This is a genomic window from Serratia sp. SM04, from assembly GCF_040280225.1.
GTDB classification, from domain to species: domain Bacteria; phylum Pseudomonadota; class Gammaproteobacteria; order Enterobacterales; family Enterobacteriaceae; genus Serratia; species Serratia sarumanii.
The window spans coordinates 329829-343667 of record NZ_JBEOQT010000001.1; the positions used below are offsets into that span (position 1 = coordinate 329829).

15 protein-coding genes and 1 tRNA gene are annotated in these 13839 nt (G+C 59.1%); 12 read left to right on the forward strand and 4 right to left on the reverse strand.

Features of this window, described 5'->3' with window-relative positions:
* The first annotated feature begins 29 nt into the window (after window positions 1-29).
* The 7 genes from ABTW55_RS01445 (at window position 30) to ABTW55_RS01475 (ending at window position 4763) form a co-directional block, all read left to right on the forward strand.
* Window positions 30-857, forward strand: a complete 828-nt coding sequence (locus tag ABTW55_RS01445; protein WP_060422968.1) for a hypothetical protein — start codon at window positions 30-32, stop codon at window positions 855-857.
* A 75-nt stretch (window positions 858-932) separates the two neighbouring features.
* Entirely contained in the window at window positions 933-1589 is a 657-nt protein-coding gene (locus ABTW55_RS01450; protein ID WP_060422971.1) for a fimbrial protein, read from the forward strand.
* A 34-nt stretch (window positions 1590-1623) separates the two neighbouring features.
* Window positions 1624-2115 (forward strand): fimbrial protein, encoded by a 492-nt coding sequence (locus ABTW55_RS01455; RefSeq protein WP_230199960.1) that lies wholly within the window; start codon window positions 1624-1626, stop codon window positions 2113-2115.
* 13 nt (window positions 2116-2128) lie between these two features.
* Complete coding sequence (locus ABTW55_RS01460) at window positions 2129-2614, forward strand: fimbrial protein (protein WP_060422976.1); 486 nt, start codon at window positions 2129-2131, stop codon at window positions 2612-2614.
* A 20-nt stretch (window positions 2615-2634) separates the two neighbouring features.
* Entirely contained in the window at window positions 2635-3162 is a 528-nt protein-coding gene (locus ABTW55_RS01465; RefSeq protein ID WP_060422978.1) for a fimbrial protein, read from the forward strand.
* 227 nt (window positions 3163-3389) lie between these two features.
* Entirely contained in the window at window positions 3390-3935 is a 546-nt protein-coding gene (locus tag ABTW55_RS01470; RefSeq protein ID WP_072265045.1) for a helix-turn-helix transcriptional regulator, read from the forward strand.
* Window positions 3936-4499: 564 nt separating this feature from the next.
* A complete protein-coding gene (locus ABTW55_RS01475) occupies window positions 4500-4763 on the forward strand; it encodes a hypothetical protein (RefSeq protein WP_060422983.1) in 264 nt (87 codons plus the stop codon).
* A gap of 500 nt (window positions 4764-5263) precedes the next feature.
* On the opposite strand, the gene ABTW55_RS01480 is transcribed toward ABTW55_RS01475, so the two are convergent.
* Window positions 5264-5339 (reverse strand) — tRNA-Phe (locus ABTW55_RS01480).
* A 705-nt stretch (window positions 5340-6044) separates the two neighbouring features.
* Between ABTW55_RS01480 and speF the strand changes: the two genes are divergently transcribed.
* Window positions 6045-8210 carry an ornithine decarboxylase SpeF gene (gene speF, locus ABTW55_RS01485; protein WP_033654703.1) on the forward strand — a complete coding sequence of 722 codons (2166 nt, stop codon included), beginning with the start codon at window positions 6045-6047 and terminating at the stop codon, window positions 8208-8210.
* Window positions 8211-8260: 50 nt separating this feature from the next.
* On the opposite strand, the gene mltC is transcribed toward speF, so the two are convergent.
* From mltC to mutY, 3 genes are all read right to left on the reverse strand, one after another.
* Entirely contained in the window at window positions 8261-9337 is a 1077-nt protein-coding gene (gene mltC, locus ABTW55_RS01490; protein WP_033649581.1) for a membrane-bound lytic murein transglycosylase MltC, read from the reverse strand.
* Window positions 9338-9400: 63 nt separating this feature from the next.
* Complete coding sequence (locus ABTW55_RS01495) at window positions 9401-9673, reverse strand: oxidative damage protection protein (RefSeq protein ID WP_004937404.1); 273 nt, start codon at window positions 9671-9673, stop codon at window positions 9401-9403.
* Window positions 9670-10770: an A/G-specific adenine glycosylase gene (gene mutY / locus ABTW55_RS01500; protein ID WP_229601720.1), complete on the reverse strand. Its 1101-nt coding sequence runs from the start codon at window positions 10768-10770 to the stop codon at window positions 9670-9672. The genes ABTW55_RS01495 and mutY overlap by 4 nt, the downstream gene beginning before the upstream one ends.
* Window positions 10771-10947: 177 nt before the next feature.
* Here mutY and trmB point away from each other — a divergent pair, with 177 nt between their 5' ends.
* From trmB to ABTW55_RS01520, 4 genes are all read left to right on the forward strand, one after another.
* Window positions 10948-11667, forward strand: coding sequence for a tRNA (guanosine(46)-N7)-methyltransferase TrmB (gene trmB / locus ABTW55_RS01505; RefSeq protein ID WP_033654659.1), 720 nt, complete (start codon window positions 10948-10950; stop codon window positions 11665-11667).
* The gene (locus ABTW55_RS01510; RefSeq protein ID WP_019456098.1) at window positions 11667-11993 is read left to right on the forward strand and encodes a YggL family protein; all 327 of its coding nucleotides are present in this window, start codon (window positions 11667-11669) and stop codon (window positions 11991-11993) included. Before trmB ends, ABTW55_RS01510 begins: the two co-directional genes overlap by 1 nt.
* Before the next feature lie 95 nt (window positions 11994-12088).
* Window positions 12089-13012, forward strand: coding sequence for a glutaminase B (gene glsB / locus ABTW55_RS01515; protein WP_060423083.1), 924 nt, complete (start codon window positions 12089-12091; stop codon window positions 13010-13012).
* 30 nt (window positions 13013-13042) lie between these two features.
* A complete protein-coding gene (locus tag ABTW55_RS01520) occupies window positions 13043-13765 on the forward strand; it encodes a DUF2884 domain-containing protein (protein ID WP_060422986.1) in 723 nt (240 codons plus the stop codon).
* Window positions 13766-13839 lie beyond the last annotated feature (74 nt).

Below are 13839 nucleotides of genomic sequence, written 5' to 3' on the forward strand. Positions count from 1 at the left end.
GCGTAATCATCAACGGAGTCTGGGAAATAATGCAACGGTTCATTTTATTCTTCATTTTTCTGGCGGTTATTGGCACCCACGACTCATCTGTTTTTGCTGCGATTTCACTCAATGAGAAATGGGAGCAAAACGATCGCGGGAAATGGTCTTTAAGTATCACTCCGCGAGGAACGTTTGACTTAACCAATGACATGAAGACGGTTAAGTGTATTTCTGAGGTCGGCTGTGAAGGGATGTGGAAAATCGATGTCCGTGGACGCGGCAGTATCTTTTGTGATCCGAAGGTTCTCGCCCCCAGAGGCATGACGGGGAGCGCGTATGTCAGGAGGGTAGAAAGTGCGGCCGGTGGAACCTGCACCCTGAGTAACCTGACCCTTGACGGCAGTGAGAGCATCTGCATTTTGCACGAGGCGTTGGGGGGCTGGCGGGACGAGTGGAGCTTCTTACCGGGGTTGCGTATATACAATACGAGGAATTGTTATGGCGGCGGGGGGGGCGGGGGGATTACTCCGCCGATAAAGCCGTTGAATTGCTCTCTCAGCGACATTTCCCTGACGCACGGCACCATCGATTATCGCCGGATCCCGGAAAGTGAGGCGATCTACTCTGCCACCGCTTACTGCAATCGGCAGGCGACGGTAAAAATCAGCGTTGCCAACGGCGGGAGGGTTAATTTGAACAGCGATGGCACGTTTTATTCACTGGTTTCAATCATGGATAAACCGGGGGACGCTCAGCTTTCCGTAAACGGCAATACTCCCGTCAAATTCTCTTCGCGGCTTTATGCGAAAGGCGGCAACGTGGTAATACGCGGGGCTTTTAGAGGCACGGCCGTCGTCGTCATGAATGTATTGTGAGGTTAATCGCGGGGGTTGCCGCGGTGATTGGTGCGCTCAGCGATAAGGCTTAATTTTTATTTTTGGGAGGCAAGAATGGCAGGGAAAATAATGGCCGCGCGTCTTGGGTATTGGGGCCGCAGCGAACTGCGTTATTACGCCGCCCTGGGCGGGCTGGCGCTGATGGCGCCACTCAGCCTGGCGATGCTGTTGTGGCTGCTGCCGGCGGCGCAGGCGGTAGATAACTGGGATGTCGAGGGTGCCAGCGGGGTGCTGGAGATCCGGGGAGCGCTGACCGAAAGCGCCTGTCGGCTGGAAATGGACAGCGCACGCCAGGAGGTGTGGCTGGGAGAGATCGCCACCGGCCGCCTGGCGCGGCCGGGCGATCGCGGGGTGGCGGTGAGTTTTGCGCTGCGCCTGCGCGACTGCCTGCGCGGTCCGGCGGCCAGCCGGGACGAACGCACCGGCGCCCGCTATGCCGCGGCGGATCAGCCGGCGGTGAGGGTGAGCTTCCTGGCGCCGGCCGATGCGGACAACCCGCAGCTGGCGCGGGCGGAAGGCGTGTCGGGGATGGGCATACGCCTGCTTGACGGCCAGGGGCAGGACGTACGCCTGGGCAGCCGTGGCGAACCGCTGTGGCTGGCGCCCGGCAACGATACGCTGTCCTACCGCGTGGCGGCCGAGCGCACCGCCGCGCCATTAACGGCCGGCGCCTACCGCGCGCTGATGACGTTCAACCTCAGCTATGACTGAGGACGTGACGGCGACAACTTAAGGATAGCGACAAGTGAAGAGACAGAATAAAGCCGGGCGACTGTGGATGGGCGTATTGCTGTGCGCCGCGGCGTTGCCCGCGCAGCCGGCGGCGACCCTGAACGTGAGCGTGACGGTGTTGGCCCCGTTGCCCTGCGTGGTCAACGGCAGCAAGCCAATAGACGTGGATTTTGGTCCGGACGTCATGACCACCCGCATCGACGGCAACAACTACCGCACGCCCATCGACTATACGCTGACGTGCAACGAGCCGGCGAATAACGCCATGCGCCTGCAGATTGTGGGCGCGGTCGCCGGCTTTGACAGCAGGCTGCTGCAAACCGACGTCGACGGTTTAGGTATCGCCCTGCTGCGCGACGGCGTGCGCTTAGCGCCGAACACCTGGCAAAACTTCACCTTTCCCACGCTGCCGAAGCTGGAGGCGGTGCCGATGAAGCAGGCCGCCGCCACGCTGCGCACCGGGGATTTCAGCGCCGCCGCCACGCTGCGCGTCGACTATCAGTGAACCGGGAGGCTCTATGACACGAAAGGCGTTTATTTTGGCGCTGGTGCTGGCCGGTGCCTCGGTGCAGGCGGCGGAAGAGGCGGCAATGAAATTTCATGGCACGCTGCGCGCCCCGCCGCCCTGCACGATCAACGACGGCGGCATCGTGGAGACCGATTTCGGCCAGCGCGTCGGCATCAACAAGGTCGATGGCGTCAACTATCGCCAGGCGGTGGCCTATCGTCTCAGTTGCAATCGCAACGACGCGCTGCCGTGGGAACTGACGCTGACGCTGAAAGGCAATGCCACGGCCTTCGACAAGGCCGCCCTGCAGACCGACAAGACCAATCTGGGGATCCGCCTCTATCGCAACGATGAGCCGTTTTTGATCAACAGCAGCCTGAATATCGATCCCGCCAACCCGCCGCGGCTGGAGGCCGTGCCGGTCGCCAGGCCGGGCGCGGAACTCAGCGAAGGCGCCTTCAGCGCTACGGCGACGCTACAGGCGGATTACCAATGAACGGGCGAACGGAGGGTGGGATGAACAAGTTGTGGGCGTTGCTGTTGGGGTATTGTGCGCTGCTGCCGCCGCCGGTGGCCGCCGCGGCCGATAACCTGCATTTTTCCGGCGCGCTGGTTGCCGAGCCTTGCGTGATACCGCCCGGGCAGGAAACCATCGCGCTCGATTTCGGCGGCGTGGTGGACAAATACCTATACCAGTACCGGCGTACGCCGGGCCTGGCGTTCGAGATCGTGCTGGCCGACTGCGATCCGGCGCTGGGCAAGACGGTCTCGGTGACCCTGCAGGGGAGCGAGAGCCGGGCGCTGCCCGGGCTGCTGGCGTTGGCGTCGGGCAGCGGAGCCACCGGCATCGCCATCGGCCTAGAGACGCCGGCGGGGGCGGCGCTGCCGATCAACCGCGCCAGCGATAAGATCACGCTGCTGCCCGGCGCCAACGCGGTGCGTCTGCAGGCCTATGTGCAGGCGGAGCCGGGGGCGCTGGCGAACAAGACGCTTGAGTATGGCGCCTTTGGCGCGGTGGCGACCTTTAATCTCAACTACGAATAAAGGGGTTAGGCAACGGAACGCGAAGAGCGGACAGTGGGCCGGCGGCGGCTTTGCCCTGCGGTGCGTGGGCCTCGCCGTCTTGGCGCTTTCATTTTGGGTGAATGCCTGTGATGAAAAATGATTAAAACGAAAAGACGACACGAACGTGATTATTTGCCGCTGGCAACAGAATGGTACGGTTCGCTGTTGCTCTTTTTCAGCGCCAGGGTAAATAAGTGAGGATGTAAATGAATCCGTTAACAATAAGAATTGACGATGAGAATAGTTATTTCTCGTTGGGATTACAGCTGTATATTACCGACTATGCCAGGGAACATAATAAATCGGTGCGGTTTTTAAGCCGGGGCGATGAAGAACACCCCGGTGTGGTGATCACCACGCGGGGGCGGCGCATCACGCACTGGTGCACGCCCTGGCAGGGAGGGCACCTGCAACTGGTGCTCATTCGGGACAGGGCGCCCGCGCAAGCGAGCGAGGTCTGGCGTGAAATTTATCGCACTGTGCCGCTCAAGGCGCTTGCGCCCTTATTGGCACGGCTGTTCGCCGATGTGAAAGGCGGTCGGCCGGAGAAGGCCTGGCGATTCACGACGCGTGAGAAACAGGTGATGAACTACCTGCGCAAAGGCTGGGATCAGTCCAAGGCGGCTAAAGTGATGGGCGTCAGCGTAAAAACGGTGCATAGCCATAAACGCTCGGTGATGAGCAAACTGCAGCTCACCCGCAGCCATGATTTCATCTATTGGCTGTTGTCCCACGAGGGAGATTATTCTTAACCTTGATTGGGAATATCTTATTTAATCCATTTTGTTATGTTATTGCCTGAGATTTACGCGCGACAGGGCGTGTGGTTTATATAAATAACATGAATGATCTTAGCTTCATTTATTAAATTAAAATAAAAATTCTAACCCGATGTTATTCGGAATGAGAGCAGGCGGCCTCTTTCGTCAGCGAGGCGCAAGCATTTGCCCTGTGACTGAAAAACGCTGGTTGTTTAATTGCATCTCCATTCCGGTGACAGGGCTGGAACAGCGATAAAAAACCAAGGGAAGGTAAAGTGGGACTTTTTTATTTGGCAGTTTGCCTGTTTTTTTTGAGTATTTATTCGTTCCACAAACATGCGTGTCACATGAGCAAACGAAGATTGGGCAACGTCAAAACTGGCGGGCCAATGAAAGGGAGAAGACTGGCACCCGTTCGCCGATAGAGAACGGGGCGAGTTGAGCTCGCGTCAGGCCGCTCGCCGGCCGGGACGGTGAGACACAGTTTAATGAGGGTCTAGTTCTTGATAAATAATCGAAAAAATCAAATTTTGTTCAGCTTTATTTAATAACGAGATGGACAAACTCTCTGCAATGGCGACGTTCGTCACTGTCGCCGAAGCCGGCAGCTTTATCAAGGCGGCGGAATGGGGGCGGGCTGGGAGGTGGGTGCCTGTGTTGCTGCACTGGCATTTTCAGGCCCGCTCGATTCATCTTATTTATCTCAGTAATGAGAATCTATCCATGCGGGTGCGTTGCTTTGTCGACTGGGTTCTGGCGCTGATGAAAGAAAACAGCAGCTTGCACATGAGCCCGTTAGCGCTGGCCGAAAGTATGTAGCAGCATGGCACCGCATTTTTACTCTTCTGTACCCGGCGCTACACTGACGTTCAGGTCGGTTTCGCCACAAAGGCGGATGAGTTATCAGACAACAGCAGTCAGTGAAGAGAGAATCAGAATGGCAGACAAGACGGTATTTGAGCAGGTCGTGGCGCTTCGTTCGCCGATGTCGTCGCCTCTTACCTGAGGCTGATTCTGTATCTACCTTTCGGGCTGTTGGCGATCGTGTTGATGCTGCTGTTTTGCGCCCGGCGGCTGTGCGATACCCGGCTCTTTGTGCTCGCCTGGCCGGTTTCTCCGGCGGTGTTCTTGGTCTTTTGGTTTGTTAACGTCGCTTTCCCCAGGCATCTCAATCTGGTGTTGGCCGCTAAATCTTGCGTACTGGCACTGATTGGGCTGCTTCCGCCGGGAAACGAAAGGCCGAATAATCGAACGCAGTTCGATGGAGAGTCCGTACCCCAGAAAGCGAAAAACCCGCCATAGGCGGGTTCTTCTGAATATGGTGCCCGGACTCGGAATCGAACCAAGGACACGGGGATTTTCAATCCCCTGCTCTACCGACTGAGCTATCCGGGCAACGGGGCGCATTAAACCGTATTGGCCGGATGGCGTCAATCGCTTTCTGTCACAAAGCCGATCGGTTGCTCTATTTTCAGGCAGCGAACCCGGCGGGATGGGGGGCGGGGGGATATCGCCTTTCAATAAATATGCATATAAAACGTGTATTTATACCGCTGACACAAGCGTGGGTTCTTATTTTTTAATTAAATAACAATGCATTATGATTTAATCAACGAGCGTTCAATCAAGGCGATTCTTGCTTGAACCCCGCAACGAATCATGCAATCATTGCGCAAATTTTAGCACTCTCCGTTCCCTGACGGTGTTCACGCTTCTTATAAGCCAGAGGGTTATTGGCATGACTGGTTTTGTTGCTCAAGCGCTGCTGCGCACCAGACATCTGACGCTGCCACCGTTCCGCCGTTGTTTCCTCCGTACGCCATCCGTCCGAATACGCCTGCCGGCCATGCGGTAAGGCCGCCTGATGCTCGCTGTTAGGCATGCGTAAAGCCAGCGCTGCGGCCCTGATTTTACTGATGCCTGTCGGACGCTGCCAAGACCAGTTTTCCCGATAGCCGCCTGATGATCGCCGATCATGAGCCGGTCACGCACGCCGCTTATGCTGCCGTGCCCGGGTATCGCTTTTACCGGGATAACCGCGTTATCTCATTACCGTGCCGGTGGCACACCCTCATCCTTCACCGTTTGAGAGTCAGCATGATGAAAGAATTGAAAATCGCGACCAGCGCCAGCCTGGTCGCCACCATTGAGACGCTGCGTCAGATCGTGCGCGTAGAGCAGACGGACTACACCGACGTGGCGGCGGTGGTGGTGTCGGTCGCCGACGTGAACGCCGGCATTCTGGCGCGCTTGCAGGCGACGGGGTTCGACATCCCGACCTTCGTGGCGGTGGAAGGGGACGAGCATCTCTCGCCGGACTATCTGCCGTTCGTCAGTGGGGTCTTCGCGCTGCTGGCCGGCGCCAGCAAGCCGTTCTACATGGCGCAGCTGGAGGCCGCCGCCGACGCCTACGAGCAGGCGCTGCTGCCGCCTTTTTTCAAAACGCTGAAGACCTACGTCGAGATGGAAAATTCGACCTTCGCCTGCCCAGGGCACCAGGGCGGCGAGTTCTTCCGCAAGCACCCGGCCGGCCGGCAGTTCTTCGATTTCTACGGTGAAACCCTGTTCCGTTCCGACATGTGCAACGCCGACGTCAAGCTGGGCGATCTGCTGATCCACGAAGGATCGGCCAAGGATGCGCAAAAGCACGCGGCGCGGGTGTTCAACGCCGATAAAACCTATTTCGTGCTCAATGGTACCTCGGCGGCCAACAAGGTGGTGACCAACGCGCTGCTGACCCGTGGCGATCTGGTGCTGTTCGATCGCAACAACCACAAATCCAACCACCACGGCGCGCTGATCCAGGCCGGCGCCACGCCGGTCTATCTGGAAACCGCCCGCAACCCGTTCGGCTTTATCGGCGGCATCGACGCGCGCTGCTTCGACGAACGCTACCTGCGCGAGCAGATCCGCGAAGTGGCGCCGGAGAAGGCGGCGGCGGCGCGGCCGTTCCGGCTGGCGATTATTCAGCTCGGCACCTACGACGGCACGATTTACAACGCTCGCCAAGTGATCGACACCATCGGCCATCTGTGCGACTACATCCTGTTCGACTCCGCCTGGGTGGGTTACGAAGGCTTTATTCCGATGCTGAAAGAGTGCTCGCCGCTGCTGCTGGAGCTGGACGAGCACGATCCGGGCATTTTCGTCACCCAGTCGGTGCATAAACAGCAGGCGGGGTTCTCGCAGACCTCGCAGATCCACAAGAAAGACGACCATATCAAAGGGCAAAAGCGCCACTGCAACCACAAGCACCTGAACAACGCGTTCATGTTGCATGCGTCGACCAGCCCGTTCTATCCGCTGTTCGCCGCGCTGGACGTCAACGCCAAGATGCACGCCGGCCCCGCCGGGCGCCGCATGTGGATGGACTGTGTCAAGCTGGGCATCGAGACGCGCAAACAGCTGCTCAAGCGCTGCTCGCAGCTGAAGCCGTTTATTCCGCAGCAGGTGGCGGGTAAAGACTGGCAGGATCACGATACTGACCTTATCGCCAACGACGCGCGCTTCTTCACCTTCGTGCCGGGGGAGACGTGGCACGGCTTCGAAGGCTATGCCCAGGATCAGTATTTGGTCGATCCGTGCAAGCTGCTGCTGACCACGCCAGGGATTGACGCCGCGACCGGCCAATACACCGAGTTCGGCGTGCCGGCCACCATTCTGGCCAACTTCCTGCGCGAGAACGGCATCGTGCCGGAGAAGTGCGATCTCAACTCGATCCTGTTCCTGCTGACCCCGGCGGAGAACCCGGCCAAGATGGAACAGCTGGTGGAGATGCTGGCACAGTTCGAACGCTATGTTGCAGAGGACGCGCCGCTGAGCGTGGTGCTGCCGACGGTGTACCGCAAGAACGAGCAGCGCTACCGCGGTTACAGCATTCGCCGGCTGTGTCAGGAGATGCACGATCTGTACGTCAGCTTCGACGTCAAACAGCTGCAAAAGGAGATGTTCCGCCAGGATCATTTCCCGCCGGTGGTGATGAACCCGCAGGACGCCAACGTGGAGTTTATCCGCGATAACGTCGAGCTGGTGCCGATCGGCCAGGCGGAAGGGCGCATCGCGGCGGAAGGCGCCTTGCCGTACCCGCCGGGCGTGCTGTGCGTGGTGCCGGGCGAAGTGTGGGGCGGCGCGGTGCAGCGCTATTTCCTGGCGCTGGAAGAGGGCATCAACCGCCTGCCGGGCTTCTCGCCGGAGCTGCAGGGGGTCTACATCGAGAAAAAAGATCACGGCTGGAAGCGCATTTTCGGCTATATGATCAAGTCATAGAAAAAGGGCCGGTTCGCACCGGCCCTTCTCATTTATCCACGCGGAACGCGTTACTTCCTGCGGTAGCTCTTCTGCGCGGTATTCACTTTCACCAGATAGCGGCGCGACTCGGCGGCCGGGTGCTTGGTGGTCAGCGTCTGATACACGTCACCCGGCTGCATGGCGTTGATGATGCCCACCGCGCGCGTTCTGTCGCTGGAGAACACCCGCAGCACGCTGCCGGCGCCGCCGTTGTAGGCGGTGATCACCGCATAGCGGCGCGAGGTCGGGTTCTGAATGCCGCCCAGGTAGTTGTTCTGCAGGATCGCCAGGTAGGCGGTGCCGGTGTCGATGTTGTTCTCCGGATCGAACAGGTAGCTGCGGCTCGGGGTGCCCCACTTGCCGCGCATCTGGAACACATCCTTGCCGGCGGTGTGCTGCATCACCTGCATCAGGCCCAGCGCGTCCGAACCGCTCACCGCATACGGGTTGAAGCTCGATTCGGTCTGCATGATAGCCAGGATCAGCGACTCGTCCACGCCGTATTTTTCCGACGCCTTGCGCACCATCGGCAGATATTTGTGCGCACGTTTGTCCAGGTGGTTCGGCACCAGCTGGATGGTGACCGAGTAGATCACGTGCAGGCCGGAGGTGCGTTTTTGCAGCTTGGTCTGCAGCAGGTAATCGGCGAAGTGCGCCGCGCGCCATTCCCAGCGGATCGGCGCGCCCTTGTTATCCAGCACCTGGCCGTACAGGAACGGTTCTTTGCTGATCTGGATATCGTTGGCGTCGGAATAGAGATCGATGGAGCCCGGATCGTCACCCATCAGCAGCGTGCTGATGATCGCCTGGCGCAGGTGCGCGGCCGGATCGGTGGTGGCGATGGTCTCGATGGTAATGGCGCCGGTGTCGAAGTTGATGTGGCTGCGGGTTTGGTATTGGTCGGTATATTTGACGTAGTCTTTCGGCCCGGCGATCAGAACTTCGTTCAGACCCCAGATGTTCTCGATGTTGTGGGCGAATTGGCCCATCAGAATGTCGAAGCCGTTGGTATCTTTAATCCAGGCTTCGTTGATTTCTTCACTTTTTTTGCCGGAACAGGAGATCAGCAAAGGCGCTATTACGAGCAAAGCTAAAATTTTCTTCATCTTAAAGCCGTTTGGAAGAAGTATAAGAGGATTGAAGCGGGCCAGCGCCTGGCCCCAACAGCGTTATTCGCTCGGCGGCGTATAGCCTTCGATGTGCACGTCGTGCCCTTCGAACAGGAACTTGATCATTTCCTCTTCCAGCAGCTTGCGGTCGTCCACGTTCATCATGTTCAGCTTTTTCTCGTTGATCAGCATGGTCTGCTTCTTCATCCACTCGCCCCAGGCTTCCTTGGAGATCTCGTTGTAGATGCGCTTGCCGACGTCGCCGGGATAAAGCTGGAAGTCCTGGCCTTCGGCGTCGCGCTGCAGGAAAGTACAAAAAATGGTGCGGCTCATGCTAATTCCTCATCGATGGCGCTATCGCCATATAAGTTTTGTTGGATCGGGGGCTGCTTCGCCAGCTGTTGCAACAAACGGTCTACCGGCGCCGCCAGCCCGACCGACGGCGGCTGCGCTAAGTTATACCAGAGACCCGCGCCCTCATCCATGCCGCTGCCCGCCGCGTCGAGCGACAGCCACATCGGCACGATATCGAGGTGGAAATGGCTGAACGTGTGGCGAAACGCGGTCAGCTGTTCCAGGCGCTTGCCTTTCAGACCGCGCTGCTGCAGCCAGAGTTCCAAATCAACGCGCGCGCTGAACTGCGGGAAGCAGAACAGGCCGCCCCACAGCCCTACCGCCGGGCGCTGTTCCAGCCACACGCGCTCGCCGTGCTGCAGTAATAAGAAGTAGGCGGTTTTTTCCGGCAGGGTCTGTTTGGGTTTCTTGCCGGGGTAGTTGGCCCAGCTGTGGTTGGCGTAAGACAGGCAGCCGACGTTGAGCGGGCAGAGTTCACACTTGGGCTTGGAGCGGGTGCAGACCATGGCGCCCAGATCCATCATCGCCTGGTTGAACTGGCCGACGCCCTGCGCCGGGGTGACCTCTTCGCTGATTTTCCACAGCCGGTTTTCGACCTCTTTCTTGCCCGGCCAGCCCTCCACCGCGTAGCAGCGGGCCAGCACGCGCTTCACGTTGCCGTCGAGGATCGGATAGTGTTGGCCCAGCGCCAACGACAGCACCGCGCCGGCGGTGGAACGGCCGACGCCCGGTAAATCGGCGATTTCTGCGAAGGTTGTCGGGAACACGCCGCCGTGCTGTGCGACAATGGTCTGCGCCGCCTTGTGCAGGTTGCGGGCGCGGGCGTAATAGCCGAGGCCGGTCCACAGATGCAGCACTTCGTCCAGCGGGGCCTCCGCCAGCGCGCGCACGTTGGGAAAACGGGCCATAAAGCGCTGAAAATAAGGAATGACGGTGGCAACCTGGGTCTGTTGCAACATCACCTCGGAGAGCCATACTTGATAGGCGGTTTTCTCCAGCTGCCACGGCAGGGTCTTGCGGCCGTAGCGCTGATACCAGTCAAGCACCACCTGTGCGAATTGTTGTGCTTGCATCATGAGCAGCGTCGTTATCCGGCAGAAAATGAAGCGAGATTGCAGCATAGAGTCATGGTGCTGTAAACCGGAACTTTCCGACGCCGCACGGCGGGTACAGAAGATGAACACTTGCTAAACCAATGTATCTTTGCATAATGCGCGTTTCCCTAATTGGCAGCCAAACAGACAGAAAGCACTATGATTAATGACGTCATCTCCCCGGAATTTGATGAGAACGGCCGCGCGATGCGCCGTATCCGCAGTTTTGTCCGCCGCCAGGGGCGGCTGACCAAAGGCCAGCAGCACGCGCTGGAGAACTATTGGCCGGTGATGGGCGTGGAGTATCAGGCTGACGCTGTCGATCTCGCCGCGCTGTTCGGCCGCGACGCGCCGACGGTGCTGGAGATCGGTTTTGGCATGGGCGCCTCGCTGGTGACCATGGCGGGCAACAACCCGCAGCAGAACTTTTTAGGGATCGAAGTGCACTCGCCGGGCGTGGGCGCCTGCCTGGCCGACGCCCACGAGGCGAAGCTGAGCAACCTGCGCGTGATGTGCCACGACGCGGTTGAGGTGCTGGAAAACATGATCCCGGACGGCTCGCTGGACATGGTGCAGCTGTTCTTCCCCGATCCGTGGCACAAGGCGCGCCACAACAAGCGCCGCATCGTGCAAACGCCGTTTGTCGAACTGGTGCTGCGCAAGCTGAAGACCGGCGGCGTCTTCCACATGGCCACCGATTGGCAACCTTATGCGGAACATATGTTAGAGGTTATGAACGGGGTCGCAGGCTACCGTAATCTTTCCAGCGATAATGATTACGTGCCGCGTCCGGATTCGCGCCCACTGACGAAATTTGAATTACGCGGCCAGCGCCTGGGACATGGCGTTTGGGACTTGATGTTTGAGAGGAAAGAATAATGGCTAAGAACCGCAGTCGTCGTTTACGTAAAAAGTTGCACATTGAAGAATTTCAGGAGCTGGGTTTCTCCGTAGCCTGGCGCTTCGCCGAAGGCACGTCGGTGGAAGACATCGACAGCACGCTGGATACTTTCATCGATGAAGTGATCGAGCCGAACGGCCTGGCGTTTGACGGCAGCGGCTACCTGCAGTGGGAAGGTCTGATCTGCCTGCAGAAGATCGGCCACTGCACCGACGAGCAGCGCGAGCTGGTGAAAAACTGGCTGGAAGCGCGCAAACTGACCGACGTTAAGGTCAGCGATCTGTTCGATATCTGGTGGGATTGATCGCGCTTGCCCGATGAGCGCGGCTTCGCGCCGCGCCGTTTTATTGATCTAAGGTGCCTTAACGGCGCCTTTGTTTTGCCCGGAGTGTGACCGAGGTGGTAACAACATTGGATAACGCGTTGCTGGAGGAGATCCTGCAACAGGTGCGCCCGCTGATTGGCCAGGGGAAAGTGGCCGACTACATCCCGGCGTTGGCGGAAGTGCCCGCCGATCGGCTGGCGATCGCCGTCTGCACGGTGGACGGCGAACTGTTCCAGGCCGGCGACGCCGCGGAGCGCTTCTCCATTCAGTCGATCTCCAAAGTGCTGAGCCTGACGCTGGCGCTGACGCGCTATCAGGAGCCTGAGATCTGGCGGCGCGTCGGCAAAGAGCCTTCCGGCCTGCCGTTCAACTCGCTGCTGCAGCTGGAGATGGAGCAGGGCAAACCGCGCAATCCGTTTATCAACCCCGGCGCGCTGGTGGTGTGCGACATGCTGCAAACCCGGCTCAGCGCCCCCAAACAGCGCATGCTGGAGGTGGTGCGCCAGCTGGCCGGCGAAGACGACCTGGCCTATGACCTGCGGGTGGCGCGCTCCGAGTTCGAACACTCCGATCGCAATGCGGCCATCGCCTATCTGATGAAGTCGTTCGGCAACTTCGAGAACGACGTGATCACCGTGCTGCAAACCTATTTCCACTACTGTGCGCTGCGCATGAGCTGCGTGGAGCTGGCGCGCAGCTTCGTCTATCTGGCCAATCATGGCCGCGATCTCAACGGCGAGACGGTGATCAGCCCACTGCAGGCCCGGCAGATCAACGCCCTGATGATGACCAGCGGGATGTACGACGGCGCCGGCGAATTCGCCTATCGGGTGGGGATGCCGGGCAAGTCCGGCGTGGGCGGCGGCATCGTGGCCATCGTACCGGATGAGTTGTCGATCGTCGTCTGGTCGCCGGAGCTGGATGCTTCCGGCAACTCGCTGGCGGGAACTGCGGCGCTGGAACTGTTGTCTCAACGTATCGGTCGTTCAATTTTTTAATCCCAATCTGGATGGGAGTCAGGAGAAGCTATGTTGAAGAAAACCGGGTTAGCCTTACTGCTGCTGGCGGCGACTGCCGCGCAGGCCCACGCCGAGTACCAATGCAGCGTTAAACCCCAGGATGATGTGATCATCAGCCCGCAGAGCGTGCAGGTGAAAGGCGCCAGCGGCGACCTGCAAATTTCGCCGGATGGCGACGTGATCCGCAACGGCCAGGCGCTGAGCCTGAACGACAGCCAGCGGCAGAAAGCCTTCAGTTACCAGAGCGCGCTGCGCAAGCAGTTGCTGTGGATCGACGACGGCGCGCAGCAGCACCTGGAGAAAGCCCGTTCGGCGCTGGATAAGGTGATCGTCAAAGAGCTGGGCAGCAACAGCAATGTACGCAACCGGCTGACCACCCTGAACGGCCAGCTGAAACAGCAGATGAACCGCATCATCGAACACCGCAGCGACGGCCTGACCTTCCACCACAAGGCGATTGACCAGGTGGAACAGGACGGCCGCAACATCGTGCAGCAGAGCATGGGCGGGGTGCTGCAGGACAGCCTGAACGAGATGGGCGTCAAACAGGCCGCCAACAGCGGCGGCAACCCGCTACAGGCGATCATGGGCAACCTGGGCGGCTTGCAGAAGGCGATCCAGAACGAATGGAACAACCAGGAGCAGGACTTCCAGAACTTCGGCCGCGACGTTTGCAACCGCGTCACCGCACTGGAAACCCAGCGCAAGGATCTGCTGAAGGCGTTGAAGTAACGGATAGATATCGCATATCCATATCAGAGACGCTGAGGCGAAGCGAAATTCTGGTTGATACCTATCAGGCATTG